This is a genomic window from Bordetella petrii (assembly GCF_017356245.1).
Taxonomy (GTDB): Bacteria; Pseudomonadota; Gammaproteobacteria; order Burkholderiales; family Burkholderiaceae_B; genus Bordetella_A; species Bordetella_A petrii_D.
This window is the reverse complement of the sequence record NZ_JAFMZZ010000001.1, coordinates 3600093-3625619: the sequence shown is the minus strand read 5'-3', so window position 1 is coordinate 3625619 and position 25527 is coordinate 3600093. Positions and strand designations below refer to the sequence as shown.

The 25527-nt window shown below is 68.1% G+C and carries 22 protein-coding genes and 1 tRNA gene; 8 read left to right on the top strand and 15 right to left on the bottom strand.

The genetic code is table 11. From position 1 onward, the window contains the following. Window positions 1-3: 3 nt before the first annotated feature. Entirely contained in the window at window positions 4-2061 is a 2058-nt protein-coding gene (locus tag J2P76_RS17380; protein WP_207408922.1) for a UvrD-helicase domain-containing protein, read from the top strand. Window positions 2062-2140: 79 nt separating this feature from the next. Here J2P76_RS17380 and J2P76_RS17375 read toward each other — a convergent pair whose 3' ends face one another. The 8 genes from J2P76_RS17375 to J2P76_RS17340 are packed head-to-tail and all read right to left on the bottom strand — an operon-like array spanning window position 2141 to window position 10810. Beyond that, complete coding sequence (locus tag J2P76_RS17375; protein WP_207408921.1) at window positions 2141-3271, bottom strand: M20 family metallopeptidase; 1131 nt, start codon at window positions 3269-3271, stop codon at window positions 2141-2143. Window positions 3272-3306: 35 nt separating this feature from the next. Beyond that, the gene (locus J2P76_RS17370; RefSeq protein ID WP_207408920.1) at window positions 3307-4209 is read right to left on the bottom strand and encodes an alpha/beta hydrolase; all 903 of its coding nucleotides are present in this window, start codon (window positions 4207-4209) and stop codon (window positions 3307-3309) included. A gap of 12 nt (window positions 4210-4221) precedes the next feature. Further along, window positions 4222-5223: an ABC transporter ATP-binding protein gene (locus J2P76_RS17365; RefSeq protein ID WP_207408919.1), complete on the bottom strand. Its 1002-nt coding sequence runs from the start codon at window positions 5221-5223 to the stop codon at window positions 4222-4224. Beyond that, complete coding sequence (locus tag J2P76_RS17360) at window positions 5220-6203, bottom strand: ABC transporter ATP-binding protein (protein WP_207408918.1); 984 nt, start codon at window positions 6201-6203, stop codon at window positions 5220-5222. Before J2P76_RS17360 ends, J2P76_RS17365 begins: the two co-directional genes overlap by 4 nt. Next, window positions 6200-7120, bottom strand: coding sequence for an ABC transporter permease (locus J2P76_RS17355; protein ID WP_207408917.1), 921 nt, complete (start codon window positions 7118-7120; stop codon window positions 6200-6202). The genes J2P76_RS17360 and J2P76_RS17355 overlap by 4 nt, the downstream gene beginning before the upstream one ends. A 4-nt stretch (window positions 7121-7124) precedes the next feature. Then, the gene (locus tag J2P76_RS17350) at window positions 7125-8102 is read right to left on the bottom strand and encodes an ABC transporter permease subunit (protein WP_207408916.1); all 978 of its coding nucleotides are present in this window, start codon (window positions 8100-8102) and stop codon (window positions 7125-7127) included. Between the two features lie 42 nt (window positions 8103-8144). Further along, window positions 8145-9767, bottom strand: a complete 1623-nt coding sequence (locus tag J2P76_RS17345; RefSeq protein WP_207408915.1) for an ABC transporter substrate-binding protein — start codon at window positions 9765-9767, stop codon at window positions 8145-8147. 59 nt (window positions 9768-9826) lie between these two features. Continuing rightward, complete coding sequence (locus tag J2P76_RS17340; protein WP_207408914.1) at window positions 9827-10810, bottom strand: succinylglutamate desuccinylase/aspartoacylase domain-containing protein; 984 nt, start codon at window positions 10808-10810, stop codon at window positions 9827-9829. Window positions 10811-11117: 307 nt separating this feature from the next. Between J2P76_RS17340 and J2P76_RS17335 the strand changes: the two genes are divergently transcribed. After that, a complete protein-coding gene (locus J2P76_RS17335; RefSeq protein WP_242697398.1) occupies window positions 11118-12026 on the top strand; it encodes a LysR family transcriptional regulator in 909 nt (302 codons plus the stop codon). 130 nt (window positions 12027-12156) lie between these two features. Here the strand turns inward: J2P76_RS17335 and J2P76_RS17330 are convergent, their stop codons facing one another. From J2P76_RS17330 to J2P76_RS17320, 3 genes are all read right to left on the bottom strand, one after another. Continuing rightward, window positions 12157-13776 (bottom strand): ABC transporter substrate-binding protein, encoded by a 1620-nt coding sequence (locus J2P76_RS17330; RefSeq protein ID WP_207408913.1) that lies wholly within the window; start codon window positions 13774-13776, stop codon window positions 12157-12159. A 270-nt stretch (window positions 13777-14046) separates the two neighbouring features. Next, window positions 14047-14280, bottom strand: a complete 234-nt coding sequence (locus tag J2P76_RS17325) for a hypothetical protein (RefSeq protein ID WP_207408912.1) — start codon at window positions 14278-14280, stop codon at window positions 14047-14049. A 96-nt stretch (window positions 14281-14376) separates the two neighbouring features. Beyond that, window positions 14377-15231: an NAD(P)H-hydrate dehydratase gene (locus J2P76_RS17320; RefSeq protein WP_207408911.1), complete on the bottom strand. Its 855-nt coding sequence runs from the start codon at window positions 15229-15231 to the stop codon at window positions 14377-14379. An 81-nt stretch (window positions 15232-15312) separates the two neighbouring features. Between J2P76_RS17320 and J2P76_RS17315 the strand changes: the two genes are divergently transcribed. Then, window positions 15313-16146, top strand: coding sequence for an enoyl-CoA hydratase/isomerase family protein (locus tag J2P76_RS17315; RefSeq protein WP_207408910.1), 834 nt, complete (start codon window positions 15313-15315; stop codon window positions 16144-16146). A 126-nt stretch (window positions 16147-16272) separates the two neighbouring features. Here the strand turns inward: J2P76_RS17315 and J2P76_RS17310 are convergent, their stop codons facing one another. Both J2P76_RS17310 and J2P76_RS17305 read right to left on the bottom strand, forming a co-directional pair. Beyond that, on the bottom strand, window positions 16273-17034 hold the full coding sequence (locus J2P76_RS17310; protein WP_207408909.1) for an enoyl-CoA hydratase-related protein: 762 nt from the start codon (window positions 17032-17034) through the stop codon (window positions 16273-16275). Then, window positions 17031-18023 carry an NAD(P)H-dependent flavin oxidoreductase gene (locus J2P76_RS17305; protein WP_207408908.1) on the bottom strand — a complete coding sequence of 331 codons (993 nt, stop codon included), beginning with the start codon at window positions 18021-18023 and terminating at the stop codon, window positions 17031-17033. Before J2P76_RS17305 ends, J2P76_RS17310 begins: the two co-directional genes overlap by 4 nt. Before the next feature lie 151 nt (window positions 18024-18174). On the opposite strand from J2P76_RS17305, the gene J2P76_RS17300 reads away from it, so the two are divergent. From J2P76_RS17300 to J2P76_RS17285, 4 genes are all read left to right on the top strand, one after another. Then, window positions 18175-18795 (top strand): TetR/AcrR family transcriptional regulator, encoded by a 621-nt coding sequence (locus tag J2P76_RS17300; protein WP_207408907.1) that lies wholly within the window; start codon window positions 18175-18177, stop codon window positions 18793-18795. Between the two features lie 48 nt (window positions 18796-18843). Beyond that, complete coding sequence (locus J2P76_RS17295; protein WP_207408906.1) at window positions 18844-19992, top strand: acyl-CoA dehydrogenase family protein; 1149 nt, start codon at window positions 18844-18846, stop codon at window positions 19990-19992. A 134-nt stretch (window positions 19993-20126) separates the two neighbouring features. Continuing rightward, a complete protein-coding gene (locus J2P76_RS17290; protein ID WP_207408905.1) occupies window positions 20127-21356 on the top strand; it encodes a CaiB/BaiF CoA transferase family protein in 1230 nt (409 codons plus the stop codon). 39 nt (window positions 21357-21395) lie between these two features. Next, window positions 21396-22919 (top strand): 3-hydroxyacyl-CoA dehydrogenase, encoded by a 1524-nt coding sequence (locus J2P76_RS17285; protein ID WP_207408904.1) that lies wholly within the window; start codon window positions 21396-21398, stop codon window positions 22917-22919. Window positions 22920-23003: 84 nt separating this feature from the next. Here the strand turns inward: J2P76_RS17285 and J2P76_RS17280 are convergent, their stop codons facing one another. Continuing rightward, window positions 23004-23897, bottom strand: a complete 894-nt coding sequence (locus J2P76_RS17280; protein WP_207408903.1) for a c-type cytochrome — start codon at window positions 23895-23897, stop codon at window positions 23004-23006. Window positions 23898-24105: 208 nt separating this feature from the next. On the opposite strand from J2P76_RS17280, the gene J2P76_RS17275 reads away from it, so the two are divergent. Next, a tRNA-Arg gene (locus J2P76_RS17275) sits at window positions 24106-24180 on the top strand. Between the two features lie 105 nt (window positions 24181-24285). Here J2P76_RS17275 and J2P76_RS17270 read toward each other — a convergent pair. Further along, complete coding sequence (locus J2P76_RS17270; RefSeq protein WP_207408902.1) at window positions 24286-25521, bottom strand: MFS transporter; 1236 nt, start codon at window positions 25519-25521, stop codon at window positions 24286-24288. Between the last annotated feature and the right edge of the window lie 6 nt (window positions 25522-25527).

Sequence of the window (25527 nt, the reverse complement as noted above, 5' to 3'; positions counted from 1 at the left end):
CCCATGTCCGACAGCGCACCCATAGGCCACGGCCTGAACCCCGCCCAGAAAGAAGCCGTGCTGTACCTGGACGGCCCGTGCCTGGTGCTGGCCGGCGCGGGCAGCGGCAAGACGCGCGTCATTACGCAGAAAATCGCCTACCTGCTGCGCGAATGCGGCTACATGGGCCGCAATATCGTGGCGCTGACTTTCACCAACAAGGCGGCGCGCGAGATGGACGAGCGCGTCAAGACGCTGGTCGACCGCAAGCTGGCCAAGGGCCTGACCATCAGCACCTTCCATTCGCTGGGCGTCAGGCTGCTGCGCGAAGAAGCGCGCCAGGCGGGGCTGAAGCCGCAGTTTTCCATCCTGGATGCGGACGACGCCATGGCGATCATCCAGGAGCTTCTGGCCACCACCGACCGCGGCCGGCTGCGCGCGGTGCAGTCGATTATTTCGCTGTGGAAGAACGCGCTGCTTGGCCCCGACGACGCGGCGCGCACCGCCGCCACGCCCGGCGAGGTCGAGGCGGCCAATGTGTACCGCAGCTACAGCGCCACCCTGGCGGCCTACCAGGCCGTGGACTTCGACGACCTGATCCGCATACCGGCGCAGCTGCTGGAAAGCAACGAAGCGGTGCGCACCCGCTGGCAGAACCGTGTGCGCTACCTGCTGGTGGATGAATACCAGGATACCAACGTGTGCCAGTACCGGCTGGTGCAGCTGCTGTGCGGCGACCGCGCGATGTTCACCGCGGTGGGCGACGACGACCAGGCTATCTACGCCTGGCGCGGCGCCACCATCGAGAACCTGGCCAAGCTCACCACCGATTATCCGCAGCTCAAGCTGATCAAGCTGGAACAGAATTACCGCTCGGTGCAGCGCATCCTGGCGGCGGCCAACACGGTCATCGAAAAAAACCCCAAGCTGTTCGAAAAGAAACTGTGGTCGGACCTGGGCGTGGGCGAACCCATTCTGGTGTCGCCGATGGAAAACGACGAGCACGAAGCCCAGTCGATCGCCATGAAAATCTCGGCGGCCCGGTTCGAGCGGCAGGCGCAATGGAAAGACTTCGCCATTCTGTATCGCGGCAATCATCAGTCGCGCATTCTGGAACAGGCGCTGCGCAACCTGAAGATTCCGTACACCATCGCCGGCGGACAAAGTTTCTTTGACAAGGCCGAGGTGCGCGATATTCTGTCGTACCTGCGCCTGATCGCCAATGACGACGACGACCCGGCCTTCATCCGCGCCGCCACCACGCCCAAGCGCGGCATCGGCCAGGCCACGCTGCAGGTGCTGGGGCAGTATGCCGCGCAGCGCGAGGTGTCGCTGCTGGCCGCAGTGGCCGAAACCGGCCTGGAAAGCCTGCTGCAGCCGCGCCAGCTGGATTCGCTGCGCACCTTTGCCGAGTTCATCCGCCGCATCCAGTGGCGCGCGGGGCGTGGCCGCACCGACGGCCAGGGCTCGGCCGAGCCGGCCGGCGCCATCCTGGACGACATGCTGGGGGCCATCCAGTACGAGCGCTACCTGTACGACACACTGGAAGAAAAGCCGGCCCAGACGCGCTGGGAAAACGTGCTGGAGCTCACCGGCTGGCTCAAGCGCAAGGCCGAGGAAGACGGCATGTCATTGTTCGACCTGGTGCAGCACGTGGCGCTGATCACCATGCTGGAACGCGGCGAAGAAGAAGAGCCCGACGCGGTCAAGCTGTCGACGCTGCACGCGTCCAAGGGGCTGGAGTATCCGCACGTGTACCTGGCCGGCGTGGAAGAGGGCCTGCTGCCGCACCTGGGCAAGGATGACGAAGACGGCGACCCGGCGCGCGCGGCCGAGAACCTGGCCACCCGCATCCAGGAAGAGCGGCGGCTGATGTACGTGGGCATCACGCGCGCGCAGCGCAGCCTGAACCTGAGCTGGTGCAAGAAGCGGCGCCGCGCCCGCGAAGACATGGTGCGCGAGCCTTCGCGCTTCATCGAAGAGATGGGGCTGGGCGACATCCCCGTGCAGGAAGACGAGGCCACCCGCGCCATGAGCCCCAAAGAGCGCCTGGGCATGCTGAAGGCGCTGCTGAAGAAATAATGCCCGCGCGCCAGGTGTCAGGCTCCGCAGGTGCCTGACACCGTGATGTTCCTGGGCGGCCGCGCGCGGCGGGCCCGCCTTATGCCAGTTCGCGCAGCAGCAGTTCCCAGAACTTCGCGCGGGTTTGCAGGGTGGACACCAGGATGTACTCGTGCAGGGTGTGCGCGCCGTCGCCGTCGGCGCCCAGGCCGTCCAGCGTGGGCACGCCCATGGCCGAGGTGAAGTTGGCGTCGCTGCCGCCGCCCGTCATGGGGGCTTCTTCCAGTGCGAAGCCGGCTTCCCGCGCGTATTCCTGCGCCAGCGCCAGCAGCGCGGCGGCCGCGTCGCTGCGCACCATGGGCGGCCGGTTGAGTTCGACGTCGATGTCCAGTTCCACATCCGGCCCCACCGCGCACAGGTTGCGCATGCGGCGCAGCACGTCTTCGGCCGCGCCCATGTCGGGCACGCGGAAATCGACCACGCAGCGGCATTGCGCCGGCACCGTGTTGGTGACCGTGCCGCCGGCGATGGTGCCCACGCTGACGGTTACGCCGCGCTCGTAGTCGGTCATGGCTTCCAGCGCCAGCACCTGATGGGCCATTTCTCGAATGGCGCTGCGGCCTTTTTCGTGCTGCATGCCGGCGTGGGCCGGACGGCCCTTGACGTTCAGGCGCAGCATGCCGGTGCCCTTGCGGGCGGTGACGCACTTGCCGCCGTTGGGGCGGGCCGGCTCGCACACCAGGCCGTACTTGGCGTTGGCCGCGTAGCGTTCGATCGAGGCGCGCGAGGCATGGCTGCCGATCTCTTCGTCGGGCACCATCAGGAAATCCACCGGCAGGCGCGTGCTGCCGGGCTGCGCCAGCGTGGACAGGGCGGCCAGCGCCAGATAGATGCCGCCCTTCATGTCGTAGCTGCCGGGGCCGTACAGGCGGTCGCCTTCGATGCGGCAGGGGTTGTCCTGCAGCGTGCCGATGGGATGCACCGTATCCAGGTGCGCCAGCACCAGAATGCCGGGACGCGTGTCGCCGGCCGCGCGGTTGGTGGCGTACAGCAGCGGGCCCGTGTCCGGCCCCAGCGGCGTGACTTCGACCGTCAGGCCGGCGGCGCGCGCCTGCGTCTCGACCAGGGCGGCCATGGCGGCCACGCCTTGCGGCGAGTTGGATGGCGATTCGCAGCGCACCCACGATTGGATGCCGGCGACGAGTGCTTCGGTGGAGGGCAGGGATGACATGCTTCGCGTTCCAGGTGGGCGGTGGACGATGGGGATCAGGCGACCTGCTGGCCTGCCAGCCGGGCCAGTTCGGCGTCGCTGGGCAGTTTGCCTTCGAACCACAGGCTGGCGCAAGCCGCCGACATGGCGCGCCCGTCGTGGCCGATGCCGGGCACGGTCTGCAGCGTCCAGCCGAACGGCACGCCGCGGCGCTGCGCTTCGCGCTGGCCGGCCTCGAAATAGTTGTGGGCGCGCGCATAGCGGTGCGGCCCCTGGCGCAGCGCGGCGGCGTCGGACGGCAGGTTGGGGTCGTCGGTGGCGATGTCCTGATCGCCGGCCAGGATGGTCATGGGGTAGGCCAGCAGGCGCACCAGGTGGTCTTCGGTCAGGCCCACGCCGTCCAGGCCTTCGGGGTAGCGGTGTTCGAAGGTGGGCAGGGTGTACCAGCCCGGGTTGGCGGCGGCCACCGCGCAGAACGGCGCGTGCGGCTGGCTGCTCATCAGGCGGTGCACGAACTGGCCGCCGGCCGAATGGCCGAACAGGTGGGCCTGCGCGGCCTCGGTGACGCCCGCGGCGCGCAGGTCGGCGAACACCTTGGCCACCAGCGCGTAGGTCCAGCCGTCGATGTGGCGCGGGTTGCCGCCGGCGCTGAAGACGCGGCCGTTGTTGTAGCTTTCGACGCCGGGCCAGATGTCGTTCGAGAACGTGGGCGCCACGATCAGCACGTTGTGCCTGTCGGCGGCCGGGATCCAGAAGTCGCGGTAGTCGTCGCCGTTGCGCAGCACGCCGTGCTGCACCATCACCACCGGGCGGTCGGGCGTGTAGCCGTAGGGGCGGTAGGTCTGCAGCGTGAACGGGCGGTCGGCATTGCGGTCGTCGTCGACATAGGCAATGGCGTTGCGGCCGGCATGGCCCAGTTCCTGGGCGATGCGGTCGGCATTGGACATCTCTGCTTTCATGGCGGGGCGGATCTAGGGGTTGAGGTGGCAGGCCGACCAGTGGCCGGGCGCGATTTCTTTCAGCGCGGGCGTCTGCTCGCGGCAGCGCGCCATGGCGTGCGGACAGCGCGGGTGGAAGGTGCAGCCCGGCGGCGGATTCAGCGGCGACGGGATCTCGCCCTGGATGGGCGTGAAATTGCGGCCGCGCCGGCTGACGTCGGGCACTTCGGCCAGCAGGGCCTGGGTGTACGGGTGGTTGGCGCGCGTGAAGATCTCGGCGGCCGGCGCGCGCTCGACGATCTTGCCCAAGTACATGATGGCCACGCGGTCGGAAATGTGCTTGACCACGCCCAGGTCGTGGCTGATGAACAAATACGTGAAACCGTGCTGCTCGCGCAGGTCCATGAACAGGTTGATCACCTGCGCCTGGATCGACACGTCGAGCGCGGCCACCGGCTCGTCGCACACCAGGAACTTGGGCGACACCATCAGCGCGCGGGCAATGCCGATGCGCTGGCGCTGGCCGCCGGATATCTGGTGCGGAAAGCGGTCGCGGTATTCGGGGTCGAGGCCCACTTCGGACAGGGCGCGGTCGATGCGCGCGGGGATCTCGGCGCGCGGCGCCAGCTTGTGCACCTTCAGCGCCTCGCCCAGGATCTGGCGCAGGCGCTGGCGCGGGTTGAGCGAAGCCTGCGGATCCTGGAAGATCATCTGCACGCCCAGCGTGTAGGCCAGCAGGTCGGCGCCGCGCAGGCTGGCGGCAGGGCGGCCCTGGTACAGCAGTTCGCCTTCGGTCTGGCGATGCAGGCCGGCCACCACGCGCCCCAGCGTGGATTTGCCGCAGCCGGATTCGCCGACCAGGCCCAGCACTTCGCCGCGCTGGATGGTCAGGTCGACGCCGTTGACGGCGTGCACCGTGCGGCGGTCGATGGGCTTGCCGGCCAGCGCCAGTATGCGCTGGGCCAGGTCGGGATGATGCTCGAAACGCTTGTGGACGTTGCGCAGCTCGATAACGGGCGTGTCTTGCGGGGTCATGCGGTAGCGGTCTCGCGGGCGATCGGTACGTAGCAGCGGAAACTGCGCGGGCCTTCCTGCACGGCGGCAGGAGCCTGTTCGGCGCAGCGTGTGATGGCGCTGGGGCAGCGCGGGCGGAACGCACAGCCGGCGGGCCGCCCCGCCAGGCTGGGGGCCATGCCCTCGATCTGGTGCAGGCGCGCGCCGGGCGCGGTATTGCCGGGCATCGAGTCGAGCAGGCCGCGGGTATACGGATGGCGCGGCGCGTCGAGCACCTGCTCGACCGGGCCGGCCTCGACGATGCGCCCGGCATACATCACGGCCACGTGGTCGGCCAGCTCGGCCACCACGCCCAGGTCGTGGGTGATCCAGATGAGGGCGGTATCGTGCTTGCGGCAGATTTCCTGCATGCGGTACAGGATCTGCCCCTGGATGGTCACGTCCAGCGCCGTGGTGGGCTCGTCGCAGATGATCAGGTCGGGATTGTTCAGCATGGCGATGGCGATCGCCACCCGCTGGCGCATGCCGCCCGAGAATTCGTGCGGATAGCTGTCCAGGCGCTTTTCGGGGGCGGGAATGCCCACCATGGCCAGGGCCTCGCGGCAGCGCTCGCGCGCCTGGGCGGCCGGCACGTTTTCGTGCGTGAGGATGGCTTCCATCATCTGTTCGCCGATGCGCAGCACCGGGTTCAGCGTCATCAGCGGGTCCTGGAAGATCATGGCGATGCGGTTGCCGCGCAGGCGGCGCATGCCTTCTTCGTCGAGCTTGCGCAGGTCTTGTCCCTTGAACAGGATCTCGCCGGACACGACTTCGCCCGGCGGGTCGATCAGGCCCAGCAGCGAAAAGCCGGTAACCGATTTGCCCGAACCGGATTCGCCGACCAGGCCCAGGATCTCGCCGCGGCGCACAGTGAGGTCGACGCCGTCGACCGCCGGCCAGGCGCCGGCTTCGGTGTGGAAGGCGGTGCGCAGCCCGCGCACCTGCAGGATTACGTCGCTCATGCTCGTCGCGGGTCCAGGGCTTCGCGCAGGCGGTCGCCCACGATGTTGATGGTAAGGATCAGCAGCAGCAGGGCCACGCCCGGGAACATGCTGATCCAGTAGTCGCCCGACAGCAGGTACTGGAAGCCGTTGGCGATCAGCAGGCCCAGCGACGGCTCGGTAATGGGCACGCCCACTCCCAGGAACGACAGCGTGGCTTCCAGCGCGATGGCGGTGGCGATCTGGATGGTGGCGAACACCATCACCGGCCCCAGGCAGTTGGGCAGCAGGTGGAACAGCATGATGCGCCAGGCGGGAAAGCCCAGGTTGGCGGCCGCCTCGACGTATTCTTTGCGGCGTTCCTGCAGCGCGCGGCCGCGCATGATGCGCGCGTAGTGCGCCCATTGCACCACCACCAGCGCCAGGATCACCTTGTCGACGCCGCGGCCCATCATGGCCAGCAGCACCAGCGCCACCAGGATGGTGGGGAACCCCAGGATGAAATCGACAATGCGCATCAGCACGGTGTCGACAAAACCGCCGACATAGGCGGCCACCAGCCCGGCCATGCTGCCGATGGCGGTGGCCAGCCCCACGGCCGACAGGCCCACCATCAGGCTGATGCGCAGGCCATACAGAATGGCGCTGAACATGTCGCGGCCCTGGTCGTCGGTGCCCAGCAGGTACACCTTGCCGTCCATCGAGGCGGCTCCCGGCGGCAGGCGGCCGTCGAGCAGATTGAGGTTGGCGAGGTCGTAGGGGTTCTGCGGCGCGAAGAACGGGGCGGCCAGCACCACCACGATCAGGATGGCCAGCGCGATGGCCGAACCCGTCACGGTGGGGCGGCTGCGCAGTTTTTTCAGGATGGCGGCGCGGCGCGGGGTTTCAGCCAGTGGCTGGATGGTGCGCGTGCGGCCGTTGGAGGAAGAATGAGCCATGGCGTTACTGGGCGGGAGCGACAAGCTGCACGCGCGGGTCGAGCGCGGCATAGAGAATATCGACGATGAAATTGACGATCACGAAGATCAGCGTCACCAGCATCACGTAGGCCACCACCACCGGACGGTCCAGCTGGTAGACGCTGTCGATCAGCAGCTTGCCCATGCCGGGCCAGGCGAACACGGTTTCGGTGATGGTGGAATAGGCGATCAGGCTGCCGAATTCCATGCCCACCACCGTGACGACCGGAATCAGGATATTGCGCAGGATGTGCCGGCGCACGATGCGCCCGGGACGCACGCCCTTGGCGCGCGCGAATTTCACGTATTCCTGCGACTGGGCCTCGGCCACGCCGGTGGCGGTCAGGCGCAGCACCAGGGCGATGTTGGCCAGCGCCAGATTGACCGCCGGCATGATCACGTGCGACCAGCCATCGGCGGTCAGGATCGATAGCGGCACGCCCAGCACGCTGACCGTGTCGCCGCGCCCCGAGGCGGGCAGCCAGCCCAGCCACACGGCGAACAGCAGGATCAGCATCATGCCCTGCCAGAAATTGGGCAGCGAGAAGCCCAGCACCGAGGTCGCCATGATGCCCCGGCCCAGCACGCGGTCGCGGTACAGGCCGGCCACCAGCCCGAGCGGAATGCCGATCAGACAGGTCAGGGTGATGGCCACCACCACCAGTTCGAACGTGGCGGGAATGCGCTGCACGATCAGCTCGATGGCCGGGATGCCGTGCACGAAAGACGTGCCGAGGTCGCCGTGCAGGGCGCGCCACAGGAAGGTGAAATACTGCTGCCAGATGGGCTGGTCGAGCCCCAGGCGGGCGATGGTGGCCGCGCGGGCCTCCACCGTTGCCTCGGGGCTGACCAGCAGCTCGATCGGGTCGCCCACGGCATATACCGCGAAAAACACCACGACCGATACGGCCAGCATCACGAACAGGCTCTGGATCAGCCTGCGCAGGGTAAACAAAACCACGTTGTGCGTTCCTTGGGGTCTTGCGAAAACAACCGGCCGGCCCTATGGGGCCGATTTGACCGATTTGACTGACGAGGCGAGAGTGTACTGGTCCGCGCGGCCTTCGTAGGTCAGCCCCTTGCGGAACGCCCAGATGCTGCTTTCGAAATGCAGCGGGATGCTGGGCAGGTCGGCCAGGGCGATGGTCAGGGCCTGCTGCAGCAGTTTTTCCCGCTTGGCGTCGTCCACCGTGGTGACGGCCTGGCGGAAGATCTTGTCCAGCTCGGGGTTGGAGTAGCGGCCGTAGTTGCTGGTGCCCATGCCCAGTTCGGGAGCGTACGAGGTTACCCAGTACTGCAGGAACGACGAGGCCTCGCCGGTTTCCGACGACCAGCCGCCCATGGCGAAGCTGAATTCGCGCTTGGCGCGCTTGGGGAAGTACACCGAGCGGGTCATGGCGTCGACATGCGCCTTGATGCCCACGCGCGACAGGTACTGCGCCACGGCCTGGGTGATCTGGCCGTCATTGATGTAGCGGTCGTTGGTGGACGACAGCGTCATTTCGAAGCCATCGGGGTAGCCGGCCTCGGCCAGCAGTTTTTTGGCGCCGGCGGGGTCGTATTTCAGTTCCGGCGGATGCGGCAGGGTGCCGAACATGCCGTCGGGCAGGAACTGGTTGGCCGGCGTGGCCATGCCGTCCATGATGCGCGCCACGATGGTCTTGCGGTCGATGGCCATGCTGATGGCGCGCCGCACGCGCACGTCCTGCAGCGGGTTCTTGCCGTTGGGCGCCTTGACCAGCGGGGTGGCGTCGCGGCCTACGTCGAACTGGAAGTACACCACGCGCACCGAGGGCGTGACCACATAGCCGAAGCCCGGCGTGCTCTTGATGCGCTGCACGTCGCGGGCGGCGGGGCTTTCGATCACGTCGAAGTCGCCGGCCAGCAGGCCGGTCAGACGCGGGCCGGCATTGGGCACCGGCACGAAGGCGACGTCGCGCCATTCGGGCTTGCTGCCCCAGTAGCCGTCGTTGCGTTCCAGCTCGATGCCGGTGCCTTTCACATACGATTTGAACTTGTAGGGGCCGGTGCCGATGGTGTTCTTGCCGCTATTGAAGTCGGCCACCCTGGGCCAGGGGCCGGTTACGCCGCACTTCTTGTCCAGGTCGAAGCTGATGGGGCCGTGCTCGACGATGCCGCTCCACAGAATGCCGGTGCGGGTCAGGTCGTTGGCCAGCAGCGGGTAGGGCTTGAGTGTCTTGATGCGCAGCGTGTGGGCATCGGTGGCTTCGACGCTGGCGAATTTCTGCACCACCGCGGCATACGAACCGGCGATGGATTCTTCATTGTTCATCACGCGGCAGAAGGTGAAGATCACGTCCTGCGGGGTCAGGGGCTGGCCGTTCGAGAACTTCACGCCTTCGCGCAGCTTGAATTCCCAGGTGGTGTCGTCCAGCGCTTTCCACGACGTGGCCAGTCCGGGGATCAGGCTCATCTTGGCGTCCTGCGCCACCAGGGTCTCGAAGATCTGCGAAGCCATCGCGTTGTTGGGCGTGGCCTGGTGGTAGTGCGGGTCCATGGCCGTGGGCTCGGATGCCAGCGCGATTTTCAGCGACTGGGCGTGCGCGCCGGCGGCCAGGCCGAACAGCGCGGCCAGGGCCGCCGCGCGGATGCAGGAAGCGTGCATGGATGTTTTCTCCTGGGAGCGTAGGGCTTTCGTTGTCGGTACCGCGAAATCAGGGAGGCTCAGCCGCCGGCCTGGGCGATGGGCTGGGCCAGGCGCAGCACGGTCACGCCCGGGCGCACATTGGCCAGCGACGGCATGATCAGCACGCAGTCGTCGTACGGGGTGACGAAGGGTTCGCCGGCATTCCAGCCCAGCAGCGTGCCGGCCCGCGGCAGCTGTTCCAGCCCGCGCCAGCGTTGCGCGAAGCGCACGTCGGCGCTCTGGGCGGCAATGGCATGCGTGACGCGCAGCGCCTGCTGGCGCGGCGCATCGGGCGCGAACCAATCGGCGGGCAGGTCGTCGCGCGCGAACGTGCCGGCAGCCACCAGGAAGCGGGCCATCTGGTCTATCGCCACGTCGCGCGCCTGCGGCGCGCCGTGAAAGCCGCATTCGATCAGCAGCGAGCGCGTGCCGTCGCCGCCGCCGGCGCCGAAGCGGCCGTAGTCGCGCATGCGCACGCCGGCGGCATGGCCGGCGTCGGCGATGATGTTGGCCGGCGTGCCCAGCTGCAGCGCCAGTTCGATGTTGCGTGGCTGCAGGCCGGTGAGCTGCAGCGGCACGTCGGAATTGCTCATCGAATGGAAGTCCATCAGCCAGTCGGCCCGGGCCACCCAGGGCCGCAGCGCGGCGGCGCGCCGGCGTTCCTGGGAGGACGGGTCGGCCAGCTTGTCGTCGCTCCAGACCCGGTTCATGTCTTCGTCGACAAAGCGCGCCGGCAGGTAGTTGGCGGGGTCGAAGCGGTCGAAGGCCGCCAGGTTGCAGAACGCCAGTGTCAGCGCGCCATGGCGCGGCCGCAGTCCGCTGGCCAGCAGTGTTTTCAGGGCCCAGGCGCCGCACAGTTCGTTGCCGTGGATCAGCGCCGTCAGCATCACGTGCCTGCCCGGCGCGCCCGAATCGAAGTGCCACACGCCCGGCGTGTCGGTGTTGCCCAGGCGCTCGGCCGACAAATCCGGACAGGCGAGTTCAAACGGGCGCAGCGGGGCTGCGGCATCAGGCGTAGACATGGGCGCTCCACAAACAAGGGACACATCGGCACGCCGGCGGCGCAGGGCGCGGCGGCACGCAGCGCAGCGCGCGCAGGAGGCGGGGCCGCCGGGCGACGGCGGGCCGTTTGGCAGCCAGGAACACATTTCCCCCTGGGCGAGCCGCCAGCTGCGAGGCTGGCGCGATGCCGATTCTTATCTTGAGGCAGATTCTAGGAGCGGGTCAGCTTTCTCGGCAATTAGAATATTTGAGACACTATTTGCCTTTTTGGCAAAGCAACGCAATGGGCCATGCCCCCGGCCGGCCCCACGGGATGGGTACGACACCATGCATGGAATTTCGCTGAAGTACTTCGTGGCGGTGGCCCAGGCCGGCAGTCTGAGCGGCGCCTCGAAGCAGTTGCACGTGGCGGTATCGGCCATCAGCCGCCAGATCGCCCGCCTGGAGGAAGAGGTGGGCGCGCCGCTGTTCGAGCGGGCGCCGCGCGGCATGGCCCTGAGCCAGGCCGGGCGGCTGCTGCTGGCGCATGCGCGGCGCACCCTGCTGGAATCGGATGAAGTGCTGAGGCAGATCGCCGGCCTGCAAGGCACGCCGCATGACGAGATCCGGGTGGGGGCGTCGGAAGGGCCCGCGCAGGGCTTCCTGCCGGTGGCCATGGTGGATTTCCGGCAGCAGCACCCGCGCACGCGGTTCTCGCTGCACGTGCTGACGCCTCCCGAGTCCATGCGGCAGATCGCCAGCGGCGATATCGACGTGTCGGTGTCGTTCAACGTCGAGCCGGCCCAGGGCGTGGCGGTGCTGCACTCCTGGCGCGCGCCGGTCTATGCGGTGATGGCGGCCACCCACCCGCTGGCCGGACGCAGCCGCCTGTGCCTGGAAGACGTGCTGGCCTATCCGCTGGCGCTGACCGACGACAAAAGCACGGCGCGGCGCCTGCTCAACCGCACCTGCGCGCTGGAAGACATGCAGCTGCAGGCGGCGCTGATCTCGAATTATTCACCGGCGCTGCATGGCTTCGTGCGCCATTCCAACGCCGTGATGTTCGCCGGCTATATTTCGGTGGCCTGGCGCCTGGCGCAGGACGGCCTGGTGGCGCGGCCCGTGGTCAGTGCCGAACTGCAATCGCGCAATCTGCAGATCCAGACCATGGAAGGGCGGCTGCTGCCGCCCGGCGTGGCGCGCTTCATCGAACACCTGAAGGCGCGCATCGACGAAGTCGAGGCGACTTTGCCGTAGACGGAAAAAGAAAAGGTGTCTGACTCCCGCAGGGTGTCAGACACCGTTCTGTTGAGGCGGCCTGCGCACACTTCGGTGTCCGACACCCTGCCGGGAGTCGGACACCTTGCCCCGATCTGCCCGGCGGCGCTTACTTCGCCGAATGCACCGACATGGCCAGCGTGTACTGGTCGCGCCGGCCTTCGTAGGTGAGGCCCTTGCGGAACGCCCAGATGCTGCTTTCGAAGTGCAGCGGAATCAGCGGCAGGTTGTCCAGGGCGATCTGCGTGGACTGCTGCAGCAGCTTCTCGCGCTTTTCCGGGTCGACCGTCACGATGGCCTGCTCGTACACCTTGTCGAACTCGGCGTTCGAGAAGCCGCCGTAGTTGCTGGTGCCCAGGCTGCGGGCCGAGTCGGTCGAGGCGACCCACAGCTGGAACAGCGCCGACGCTTCGCCGGTTTCGGCCGGCCAGCCGCCCATGGCGAAGCTGAACTCGCGCTTGGCGCGCTTGGGGAAGTAGATCGAGGCGGTCATTGCGTCGACGTGGGTCTTGATGCCGATGCGCGACAGGTACTGGGCCACGGCCTGCGTCACCTGGCCGTCGTTCACGTAGCGGTTGTTGGTGGACGACAGGGTCAGTTCGAAGCCATCGGGGTAGCCGGCCTCGGCCAGCAGCTTCTTGGCACCTTCCGGGTCGTACTTGATCTCGGGCGCCTTGGGCAGCGCGCCGAACATGCCGTCGGGCATGTACTGGTAGGCCGGGGTCGCCAGGCCGTCCATGATGCGCGCATTGATGGTCTTGCGGTCGATGGCCATGTTGATGGCACGGCGCACGCGCAGGTCCTGCAGCGGGTTCTTGCCGTCGGGGCTCTTGACGAACGGGCTGGGGTTGCGGCCCACGTCGGGCTGGAAGAAGACCAGGCGGGTCGAGGGCGTGGCCACGTAGCCGAAATTGCCGTTTTCCTTCAGGCGCGGCAAGTCGCGCGCGGCCGGGTTCTCGATGACGTCGAAGTCGCCCGACAGCAGGCCGGTCAGGCGCGGGCCGGCGTTGGGCACGGGCACGAATTTCACCGTTTTCCATTGCGGCTTGTCGCCCCAGTAGCCTTCGTTGCGCTCGAGCTCGATGCCGGTGCCCTTCACGTACGATTTCAGCTTGTACGGGCCGGTGCCGATGGCGTCTTTGCCGTTGTTGAAATCGGCCACCGTGGGCCACGGGCCGGTCACGCCGCAGCCTTCCTTGGGGGCGAACTTCAGCGGGCCGTGCTCGACGATGCCGTTCCAGATGATGGGCAGCTGCCGCGCCAGTTCGGCCGGCATCAGCGGGAAGGGCTCGGCGGTTTTCAGGATGACCGTGTGCGCGTCGGGCGTCTGCACGTCGGTCAGCAGCTTGGTCACCGTCATGTACGACTGCGAGATGTTGGTCTTGTTGTTCAGGGTGCGGCACACCGAGAACAGCACGTCCTGCGAGGTGAAGGGCTCGCCGTTCGAGAACTTCACGCCTTCGCGCAGCTTCAGCTCCCAGGTCAGGTCGTCCAGGTTCTTCCATGACGTGGCCAGGCCCGGCTTGAGCTTCATGTCGGGGCCGCGGTAGATCAGCGAGTCGTAGACATGGGCGGCGAACGCGTCGTTCTGCGTCTGCTTGTGATAGTGCGGGTCGGCAGAGGTCGGTTCGGACGACAGGGCGATGGTCAGGGACTGGGCCAGGACGGCGGGGGCGGCGGCCAGGCCGGCGCTGGCCGCCAGCAGGGCCAGGGAAGTACGCAATTTCATGAAGGCTCCGGGTCGACGGGATGGATTGCGTGGCTGCCGGCAGGGTGCCGTCAGATGCAATCAATCGTGACAAGGGGGCGATTATCGGAAGCCGCTTCGTGCGTTGTCAATGCGCACAGTTAGGTATTGCGCCGCAGCAAGATGGCCTGGCGGCCAGAAACAACAAGGCGCCGCGCCCCGCTTCGGGGTGCGGCGCCTTGGGCACGCGCAAGACGCGTATAGCTTTGCCGCCCGGCCCTTTTCAGGGTAGGGCGGCAAGCCGGAGGGCAATTACCACTGCGAACCGGCGTAGCGGGCGCTGGCGGCGCGGGCGCGATTCATGGCTTCGTGCACTTCGGCGACGTAGTCGGCGAAGGCGCCGACAGCGCGGGCGATCGCGGCACCGGCCTGCTTCAGCAGCACCAGGGGTTGGGCATTCGGTTGGCTTTCCATCGCGCCGCGAAGCAGGTCGCGTTCCAGCGCATCGGTCAGGCGGGCATTGGTGTTCAGGGTCAGTTCGCTCATGGTTTCTCTCCAGTCCGTTTCGTCATGGGGTAAACCATTATAGGGATAACCCTAAGTGCAATGCAACATGAATCTGTGGATAAGTTGTAACGGCGGTTATCCGTGGCCATTTCGCAACTGTCGGGCGGCGTCGGCCAGCTCGCCGGCCGTCAAACCGATGGGGCCGATGCCCGCCGCCACCCGGGCGTCGGCGGCCGCCCCATGCAGCCAGACGGCGCCCGCCACCGCCTGGTCCAGCGCCATGCCCTGGGCGAGCAGGCTGCCCAGCATCCCGGCCAGGACATCGCCGGTGCCGGCCGTTGCCAGCCCGGCATTGCCGGTGATATTGCGGCGGCACAGGCCGTCGGGCCGGCACACCAGGGTGCCGGCACCCTTGAGCACCACCCAGGCGCCATGGCGGCTGGCCAGCGCGCGGGCCGCCGCCGGGCGGTCGGCCTGCACGGCCTGGGCGTCCGTGCCCAGCAGCCGCGCGGCCTCGGCCGGATGCGGCGTCAGGATCACGGGCCCCGGGCCCCAGGCGGGCAGCGCGCCGGCGGCCAGCAGATTCAGGCCGTCGGCGTCCAGCACCAGCGGCGCGCCGCCGCGGCGGGCGAACAGCGCGTCCAGCGCGGCCCGCGCCTGGCCGCCGGTGCCCAGCCCGCAACCGGCCACCCAGGCATCGACCGGCAGGCCGGCCTGGTACAGGCTGGCGGCATCGCGCAACATCAATTCAGGCTGCAGAAGATCGCACGCCAGCGGGCATGAGGCCTGGGCAAAGCCCACCAGCACCTTGCCGGCGCCGGTTTTCAGGGCCGCGCGCGCGGCCAGCAGGGCGGCTCCGGCCATCCCGGCGCCGCCGCCCACCACCGCCACGGTGCCGAAGGTGCCCTTGTGGGCATCGGCCGGGCGCGGCGCGAACAGGGCCGGCAGATCCTGGCGGAGAATGGGGGCGGGCGCGGGGGCGGCGGACATGGCGGGTTTCCGGGCTGCGGGCTGGCAAGGCTATCCACTATAGTGCCCGGAAAGCCTGAGCATCACTTCCGGGAGCAGACCATGTCCGAACCATCGCTCGACCATTATGCGCACTATCAAGCCCTGAAGCTGCGCCGCCATCCGCAGGGCATCCTGGAGCTCATCATGGGCGCCAGGGGCGGAGTGCCGGGCAAGCTGTCCACCGCCGACGAGCGGTTGCACCGCGAGCTGGCCGATATCTGGCGCGACGTGGACACCGACCCGGACACGCGCGTGGTGGTGATCCGCGGCGAAGGCAAGGGGTTTTCCGGCGGCGGCGACCTGGAACTGGTGCAGCAGATGGCCGACGACTTCCAGGTGCGCGCGCGGGTATGGCGCGAAGCGCGCGACCTGGTCTACAACGTGATCAACTGCAATAAGCCGATCGTGTCGGCCATGCACGGCGCCGCCGTGGGGGCGGGGCTGGTGGCCGGCCTGCTGGCCGACGTGTCGATCGCCGCGCGCGATGCCCGCATCATCGACGGCCACACCCGCCTGGGCGTGGCGGCGGGCGACCATGCGGCCATCGTGTGGCCGCTGCTGTGCGGCATGGCCAAGGCCAAGTATTACCTGCTGCTGTGCGAAGCCGTCAGCGGCGAAGAAGCCGAGCGCATCGGCCTGGTATCGCTGTGCGTGGACGAAGCCGAACTGATCGCCAAGGCATTCGAGGTGGCGGGCAAGCTGGCCAACGGATCGCAGACGGCCATCCGCTGGACCAAGTACGCGCTGAACAACTGGCTGCGGCTGGCCGGCCCCAGCTTCGACGCTTCGCTGGCGCTGGAATTCATGGGCTTCGCCGGACCCGACGTGCGCGAGGGCATCCAGTCGCTGCGTGAGCGGCGGCCGCCCGATTTCAAGCCGGACTCGCCTTTTTGAGCGCGGCGGGCAGGCTTGCTGCCAGGTGTCAGGCTCCGCAGGTGCCTGACATCCTGCGGCTGAGACAGTCTTGGCACGCAATGGTGTCAGGCACCTGCGGAGCCTGACACCGGGAGGCAATTGCCTTCACTTCTTGTTCAGGAAGCGCGCGAAGGCATCCTGCGCTTCCTGGGTTTTCAGGCGCGCGCGGAATTGCGCGGCCTCGAAGTCCAGGGTTTCGTTGACGGCTTCGCGATCGGCCCGCTTCAGCATGGTTTTGGTCAGGCGCAGCGCGCTGCGGGGCTGGGCCGCCAGCTCGGCCGCCGTGGCGCGGGCGGCGGCCAGCGCCTGGCCCGGCTCGGCCACCGCGGTGGCCAGGCCGGCCTGCACGGCTTCTTCGGCCCCGAACGCCTTGCCCTGCAGCAGCCATTGGGCCGCCTTGCGCGCGCCGGCCAGGCGCGGCAGGACCAGGCTGGACGCTCCTTCGGGGCACAGGCCCAGCGCCACGAACGGAATGCGCAGCGTGGCCGTGCGCGCCGCGTAGACGAAATCGCAGTGCTGCAGCAGCGTGACGCCGATGCCCACGGCATAGCCTTCCACCGCGGCAATCACCGGCAGGTCGGTGGCGATCAGGGCGCGCAGGAAGGTCATGCCGGCGCTGTCGCCCTCGGGGCGGTCGGCCTGGAAATCGCGCAGGTCGTTGCCCGCGGTGAAGTGTTCGCCGGCGCCGGTCAGGATCACCGCCGACAGGGTGGCGTCTTCGGTGGCCTGGCGCAGCTGCTGCGCCAGCGCCAGGTAGGTGGCGACGTCCAGCGCGTTGCGCCGCTGCGGGCGGTTGATGGTCAGGGTCAGGATCGCGCCGTCGCGCTCGGCCCGCAGGCTGTCGGGCAGGGTGGCCGGCGTGCTCATGCGCAGGCCTTGCCGGCCAGCCGCGCCTGCGCCTGGGCGTATTCCTGGCGCAGGGTGGCGACGATATCGGCGGCCGGGCGCACGCTGTCGATGCCGCCCACGCCCTGCCCGGCGCCCCAGATGTCTTTCCAGGGCTTGACGCGCGTCGAGCCGAAATTCGACGCGCCGGCATCGGGGGCGGGCAGGTTGGCCGGATCGAGCCCGGCCGCGGCGATGCTGGCTTTCAGGTAGTTGCCCGGAATGCCGGTGAAGAACGGGGTGTACAGAATATCGGACGCGCTGGCATCGACGATGGCCTGTTTGTAGCCCTCGGAGGCGTTGGCCTCGGCGCTGGCGATGAAGCGCGTGCCCATGTAGGCGAAATCGGCGCCCATGGCCAGCGCCGCCAGGATGCCCGAGCCCGAGGTGATGGCGCCCGACAGGATGAGCGGGCCGTCGTAGAAGCGCCGCACTTCGGACAGCAGGGCGAACGGGCTGAGCGTGCCCGCGTGGCCGCCGGCCCCCGCGCACACCAGGATCAGGCCGTCGACCCCCGCTTCCAGGGCTTTTTCGGCATGGCGCACGGTGGTCACGTCGTGGAACACCTTGCCGCCCCAGGCGTGGATGCCGGCGACCAGGTCGCCGGGCGCGCGCAGGCTGGTAATGATGAACGGCACGCGGTGCTTGCCGCACAGGCTCAGGTCGTGCTCGAGGCGATCGTTCGACTGGTGGATGATCTGATTGACCGCGAACGGAGCCACCACGGCGGCCGGGTCGGCCTGCCGGCGGGCGGCCAGGCCTTCTGCCACTTCGGACAGCCAGTCGTCCAGCAGGGTCTGGGGGCGGGCGTTCAGGGCGGGAAACGAGCCCATGACGCCGCTGGCGCACTGCGCCACCACCAGCTTGGGGTTGGACACGATGAACATGGGCGAACAAATGACCGGCAGTGTCATTTGCGCATAGAGCTGGTTGACCAGGGCTTGGGGCTGGGTAGCGTCGCGTGCGTTCATGAAGAGGCGGGAAGTTGAAAGTGGGCGAAAGGCGTGCGTATAATTAACTACCGGATGTCCGGTAATTAATTGTCTACCATTTAACGGCATGCGCCGCCGGCCTGTCAATGCAGGGCGCGCCGCACATGCCCACCAGGCCCCGAGCCCCGCCATGCCCGATAGCCCCGTTCCCGCCAAGCGGCCCCGCGCCGGCCGCCCGCCCACGCTGCAGGCGCCGCGCGAACGCATCCTGGAAGAAGCGGCGCGCCTGTTTGCCCGCAGCGGCTACGAAAACAGCTCGGTGGCCGACCTGGCCGCGGCGCTGGGCGTATCCAAGGCCGCCATCTACCACTACTACACCACCAAGCAGGACATCTACGACGCCATCATTCTGGAAGTGGTGGGCGGCCTGACCGCGGCCGTTTCGCAGGCGGTGGCGCAGGCCGACACGGCATCCGGGCGGCTGCGCCAGTTCATGCTGGCCCATGCCCGCTACTTCGAAGTGCATCACCCGCAGTTCGTCACCATGCTGGTGGGCTATTCCGGCATGGCCATCCCCGAACGCGACGACGCCGCCCGCCTGCGCGACGGCTACGAGCGCATGCTGCGCGGCATTCTTGCCGACGGCATCGCCAGCGGCGAGTTCCGCGCGCTGGATGTGTCGGCCACCGGGCGCGCGGTGCTGTCGATGCTGAACTGGATGGCGCGCTGGTACCAGCCCGGCGGCGCCCAGACGGCCGAAGCCATCGCGGCCGGCTATTTCGACCTGCTGGCAGGCGGCCTGGCCGTCTAGCGCCCGGCGCCGCCTCTTCATTTTCATTTCGTTCTACAGGTTCCCATCATGGCTCTTGATACCGAAACCCTGACCCTGCTGCTGGATGCGGTGCGCCGCTTCGTTACCGACCGGCTGGTGCCGGCCGAAGAGGCGCTGGCCCACACCGGCGAAATCCCGCCGGACATCGTGGCCGAGATGCGCGAACTGGGGCTGTTCGGCCTGTCGATCTCGCCCGACTACGGCGGCCTGGGCCTGACCATGGAAGAAGAAGTGCGGGTGGTGTTCGAGCTGGGCCAGACCTCGCCGGCCTTCCGTTCGCTGGCGGGCACCAATATCGGCATCGGCTCGCAGTCCATCGTGCTGGCCGGCACCGACCCGCAGCGCAGCCACTATCTGCCCAAACTGGCCAGCGGCGAGCTGATCGGCTCGTTCGCCCTGACCGAGCCCGATGCCGGTTCGGACGCCATGTCGCTGCGCACCAGCGCCGTGCGCGACGGCGACCACTACGTGCTCAACGGCACCAAGCGTTTCATCACCAATGCGCCGGTGGCCGGCCTGTTCTCGGTCATGGCGCGCACCGCGCCCGAACGCAAGGCGAGTTCGATCTCGTGCTTTCTGGTCGACGCCGGCACGCCGGGCCTGACGCTGGGCAAGCCCGACAAGAAAATGGGCCAGGCCGGCGCGCTGACCTGCGACGTGGTGTTCGACAACTGCCGCGTGCCGGCGACGGCGCTGCTGGGCGGCGAAGAGGGCAACGGCTTTCGCACCGCCATGCGCGTGCTGGACAAGGGCCGGCTGCATATCTCGGCATTGTGCGTGGGCATCGCCGAGCGGCTGGTGCGCGATGCCGTCAAGTACGCCACCGAGCGCAGACAGTTCGGCCAGCCCATCGCCGAATTCCAGCTGGTGCAGGCCATGATCGCCGACAGCCAGGCCGAACTGTATGCCGCGCGCTCGATGGTGCTGGACGCCGCCCGCAAGCGCGACCGCGGCGAGAACACCACCCTCGAGGCGGCCTGCTGCAAGCTGTACGCCACCGAAATGGTGGGGCGCGTGGCCGACCGCGCGGTGCAGATCCACGGCGGCGCCGGATACATATCCGAATACGCGGTCGAGCGCTTCTACCGCGACGTGCGCCTGTTCCGCATTTACGAAGGCACTTCGCAGATCCAGCAGCTGGTGATCGCGCGCGAAACCATCAAGGCGTATTCGTAGGGCCGCGCCGCGCGCCGCGCGCCGCGTTGTGCGCGGCGCGCACAAGAACGTTCGGAAAACGGAATACGCCATCGCCGCGCCTGGGGCTAATATCCAGAGTTCCCTGTCGCCACCGCATTCATTCACTGCCCACTATGTCGCAACGACCCGCTCCCCTGACCGGCATCCGCGTGCTGGACCTGACCCGCGTGCTGGCCGGCCCCTGGTGCACCCAGAACCTGGCCGACCTGGGCGCCGAAGTCATCAAGATCGAACGTCCCGGCGCCGGCGATGACACGCGCGCCTGGGGCCCGCCCTATCTGAAAGACGCCGCCGGCGCCGACACCACCGAAGCCGCCTACTACCTGAGCGCCAACCGCAACAAGTATTCGGTGGCGCTGGACATCGCCTCGCCGCGCGGCGCCGAACTGGTGCGTGAACTGGCGCGCCAGAGCGACATCCTGGTCGAGAACTTCAAGGTCGGCGGCCTGCTCAAGTACGGCCTGGACTACGACAGCCTGAAGGCCGACAACCCCGGCCTGATCTACTGCTCGATCACCGGCTTCGGCCAGACCGGCCCCTATGCCAGCCGGCCGGGCTACGACTTCATGATCCAGGGCATGGGCGGGCTGATGAGCATCACCGGCGAACGCGACGACCTGCCCGGCGGCGGTCCGCAGAAAGCCGGCGTGGCGGTGGCCGACCTGATGACCGGCATGTATTCCACGGTGGGCATCCTGGCGGCCCTGCACGAACGCGGCCGCAGCGGGCTGGGCCAGCACATCGACATGGCGCTGCTCGACTGCCAGGTGGCCATGATGGCCAATCAGAACCTGAACTACATGACCTCGGGCCAGGCGCCGCGGCGCGCCGGCAACGCGCACCAGAACCTGGTGCCGTACCAGGTGTTCGCCGCCAGTGACGGCCATTTGATCGTGGCGGTGGGCAACGACAGCCAGTTCCGCAACTATTGCCGCGTCATCGGCCTGCCCGAGCTGTCCGGCGACCCGCGCTTTGCCACCAACCCGCAGCGCGTGCAGAACCGCGACGCCCTGGTGCCGCTGCTGGCCGAGCGCATGGCCGCCGGCGAACGCGACCATTGGCTGGCCGAGCTCGAATCGGCCGGCGTGCCGGCGGGCCCCATCAATACGCTGGACCAGGTCTACCAGGATCCGCAGGTGCAGGCGCGCGAAATGCGGCGCGAATTGCCGCACCCCACGGCGGGCACGGTGCCGATCGCGGCCAGCCCGCTGAAGCTGTCGGGCAGCCCGGTGCAGTATCGCCGTCCGGCGCCCCTGCTGGGCGAACACACCCGCCAGGTGCTGGCCGAACGGCTGGGCCTGTCGGACGAGGAAATCCAGGCGCTGGCGCAGCCGCGCGCGTAGCCTGCGTGGCCAGACAGACATGAACAAGGAGCACATTCGATGACTGACATCCAGACCATCGCCGTGGTGGGCGCGGGCGCCATGGGGCGCGGCATTGCGCAGATCGCCGCCCAGGCCGGCGTGCAGGTGCGGCTTTACGACACCAGCGCCGACGCCGTCGCCTCGGCGCGCGAATCGCTGCGGCAGCTGTGGGACAAGCTGTCCCAGAAAGGCAAGCTGAGCGCGGCCGACGCGCAGGCGGCCCTGGAACGCGTGCAGCCCGCCGCCACACTGGAAGAGCTGGCGGGCTGCCAGCTGGTCATCGAAGCCATCGTCGAACGCCTGGACATCAAGCGCGACCTGTTCGCCAAGCTCGAGGCCATTGTCGGCCCCGACTGCATTCTGGCGTCGAACACCTCGTCGCTGTCCATTACCGCCATCGCCGCGGCCTGCCAGCGCCCGCAGCGCGTGGCCGGCTTCCATTTCTTCAACCCGGTGGCCCTGATGAAAGTCGTGGAGGTCATCGACGGGCTGCGCAGCGACCCGGCCGCCGGCGACGCGCTGGCCGCGCTGGCGCGCCGCATGGGGCACACGCCCGTGCGCGCCAAGGACATGCCCGGCTTCATCGTCAACCACGCCGGCCGCGGCATGAACATCGAAGGCCTGCGCGTGGCGCAGGAGTCGGTGGCCTCGTTCGCCCAGATCGACGCCATCATGCGCGAACAGGCGGGTTTTCGCATGGGGCCGTTCGAGCTCATGGACCTGACCGCGCTCGACGTCTCGCACCCGGTCATGGAATCGATCTACCGCCAGTTCTTCGATGAGCCGCGCTTTCGCCCGTCGCCCATCACCACGGTGCGCCTGGCCGGCGGCCTGATCGGCCGCAAGGCGGGCGAAGGCTTCTATGCCTATCCCGACAACCAGAAGCAGGTGCCGGCCGAACCGGCCGTGCCCGCGGCGCAGGCCGGCCTGCGGGTCTGGATCAGCCCCGCGCACGAAGACGGCCATGCGCGCGCCCAGGCCTTGCTGGAATCGCTGGATGCCAGCATTGCCGACACCGCCGAGCCGCCCGAACAGGCGCTGATCGTGGTGACGCCGTACGGCGAAGACGTGTCCACCTGCGCCTACCAGCAGGGGCTGGACGCCGCCCGCACCGTCGGCCTGGATACGCTGCACCGCCTGGAAGCCGGCAAGCGGCGCACGCTGATGCTGTCGCCCGCCACCCAGGCGCCCTGGCGCGATGCCGCCCATGCGCTGCTGGCGGCAGACGGCACGGCGGTCAGCATCATCCAGGACTCGCCGGGCTTTGTTGCTCAGCGCATCGTGGCCGCCATTGTGAACGTGGCCAGCGAGATCGCCCAGCAGGGCATCGCCACGCCGTCGGACATCGACCGCGCGGTCACGCTGGGCCTGGGCTATCCCGCCGGTCCGCTGGCCATGGGCGATGCGCTGGGCGGCGCCCGCATCCTGGAAATCCTGCGCAATCTGCACCGCGTGACGGGCGACATGCGCTATCGCCCCAGCCTGTGGCTGCAGCGCCGCGTGCAGCTGGGGCTGTCGCTGCTGGCCGAACCGGCGGCATAGGCAGGTATCGGCGGCCGGCGCGGCCCAAGAAAAAACCCGTGCAGCATTTCTGCACGGGTTTTTTTATGGGCCGGGCGGGGCGGCTTACTTGGCCGCGTTCACCATGTATTCGACCGCGGCGCGGATGTCTTCTTCAGACGCGTTGGCGGCGCCGCCCTTGGGCGGCATGGCGCCCTTGCCCGTCATGGCGACTTTCACCATGGCGTCGATGCCGGTCGCGATGTAGGGGGCCCACGAAGCCTTGTCGCCGAACTTCGGGGCGCCGGCAACGCCGGTGCCGTGGCAGGCGAAGCAGGTGGATTTGTACAGTTTTTCGCCGGCCGGGTTGACGGCGGCTTCAGCCTTGGGAGCTTCGGCCGGAGCGGCGGCCTCGGCCTTGGGGGCGGCAGCCGGCGCCGCCGCGGGAGCCGGAGCCGGCGCGGCGGCCTGCTTGGGCGCCTCGGCCTTGGCGGCTTCGCCTTCCGGGGCGGGCGCGGCGGGCTCTTCGAAAGACGCGCCCGATTGGTTGGCCATGTAGACCACCGCGCGCGCCACTTCGTAGTCGCTCAGGGCCGGGTTGCCGCCCTTGGCGGGCATCGCGCCCTTGCCGTGCAGCGCCACGTTCAGCATGGATTCGAAGCCGGTCTTGATGAACGGAGCCCAGGCGGCCTTGTCGCCGACCTTGGGCGCGCCTGCCACACCCGCGGTATGGCAGGCCGTACAGACGGCCTGGAAGACTTGTTCGCCGGTCTTGAAGACCTTGGGCGCGTTGGCGTCGACCAGTTCGAAGCCGGCCACCGGCGCGATGCGATGGGCCACGGCTTCTTCGGTCAGCGTGTCGGATCCCGCGCCGACCTTCGTGCCCGAGGTAACCATGTTCACCAGCATGATGATGACGATGATCGGGATCAGGAAGGACAGCACGACCGTGACGATCAGCTGTTTGGGGGTCTTGATGGGCGAGGCGTGTTCTTCGTTGTGTTCCTGCTCGTTGCTCATAACCAAATCCTGCAAATCGGGTACCGGGGCGCCTGGCGGCGGCAACAGACGAATAACTACAGCGCAAGGCTCGGCCGAAAAGCAGCCCCGCCCCGCATGCAAACGCTGGATTATATAACGGCCTGTAGGACGGGGACGAGGGCGGTGGTCCGAATTGCATGCCGCGCCGCCGCATCACGCCAAAACTTGGGTACAATACTGCCTCTTTGCGCCCGTAGTTCAATGGATAGAATGAGAGTTTCCGAAGCTCTTGATACAGGTTCGATTCCTGTCGGGCGCGCCAGAATACCAATGGTTTAGAGGCGGCTTGGGTCCACAGTGGGCCAAGTCGCCTAATCCAGGCACGGCTTTTGACTTGTGGTGACCTTCACAAAGTCGTGTTGAGCAACTAGTCGCTGCATCTTGCCTTTCTCTTGTCGGGCCATGCTGTTGCCGCGAGAGCAACGCCGGCAATGAATAGTGGCGCGAACGATACCCACAGCACGGTGTCCCAGTCGTAGGCCGCCAGCAGGCCCCCGGAAGCGAAAGACCCGATGGCCATGGTGCCGAACACGATAAAGTCGTTCAGCGATTGCACGCGGGTTTTTTCTTCCGGGCGGTGGCATTCCAGCACCAGGGCCGAGGCGCCCACGAAGCCGAAGTTCCAGCCCAGGCCCAGCAGGATCAGGGTTACCCAGAAATGGGCCACGTCGATGCCGGTCAGGCCGACCGCGGCCGATATGCCGGTCAGCAGCAGGCCGGCCGTGACGATTTTGCCGGCGCCGTAGCGGGTGATGATCCGCCCGGTGAAGAAGCTGGGCGCATACATGGCGATGACGTGCCACTGCAGGCCCAGGTTGGCGTTTTCCTGGGAATGCCCGCACAGGTGCATGGCCAGCGGGGCCGCGGTCATCAGGAAGTTCATCAGCATGTACGACACCGCCCCGCAGATCACCGCCGTGACGAACAGCGGCTGCCGGGCAATGACGGACATCGGCCGTCCGCTGGCAACCTGCGCGGCGGTGGGCGTGGGCAGCCGCACCCCCAGCAGCACCGCCGCGGATATCGCCGCGACCACGGCCTGCACCAGGAAGGTGGCGGCGAACATGTGCGGCGACCAGAGATACATGGTGTAGGTGACCAGCGTGGGCCCGACAATTCCCGCGACCACGCCGCCGCCCATCACGAATGACAGGGCGCGGGCGCGCAGCGGGGCGGACACGCCGTCGGCCGCGGCGAAGCGGAACGACAGCACGACGGCCGCATAGGCGCCGCCAAAGAAGGTGGCCAGGCAGAACAGCCAGAACGAGCCGATGACGACCGCCGCGGCCGCCAGCAGCCCGACCAGCACGCCGCATGCGGTGCCGGCAAGGAATGCCGCGCGCCTGCCGTGGCGGCGGGCGATGGCGCCCATGGGCAGGATGCAGGCGGCCATGCCGACCACGAAAATGGAAATGGGCAGGGTGGCCAGGGCCTTGTTCGGGGCGAGCATGTCGCCGACGATGGCCCCGGTGGCGTAGACCACCACCGAGTTCGCGCCGGCCAGCGCCTGGGCGATGGTCAGCCTGGCGATGTTGCCGCGCTGTTCGCGCGGCGATAGTTCAAGGGCGGAATCACTTAAAGACGCGGTTGCGGCGTTGGACAAGAGATA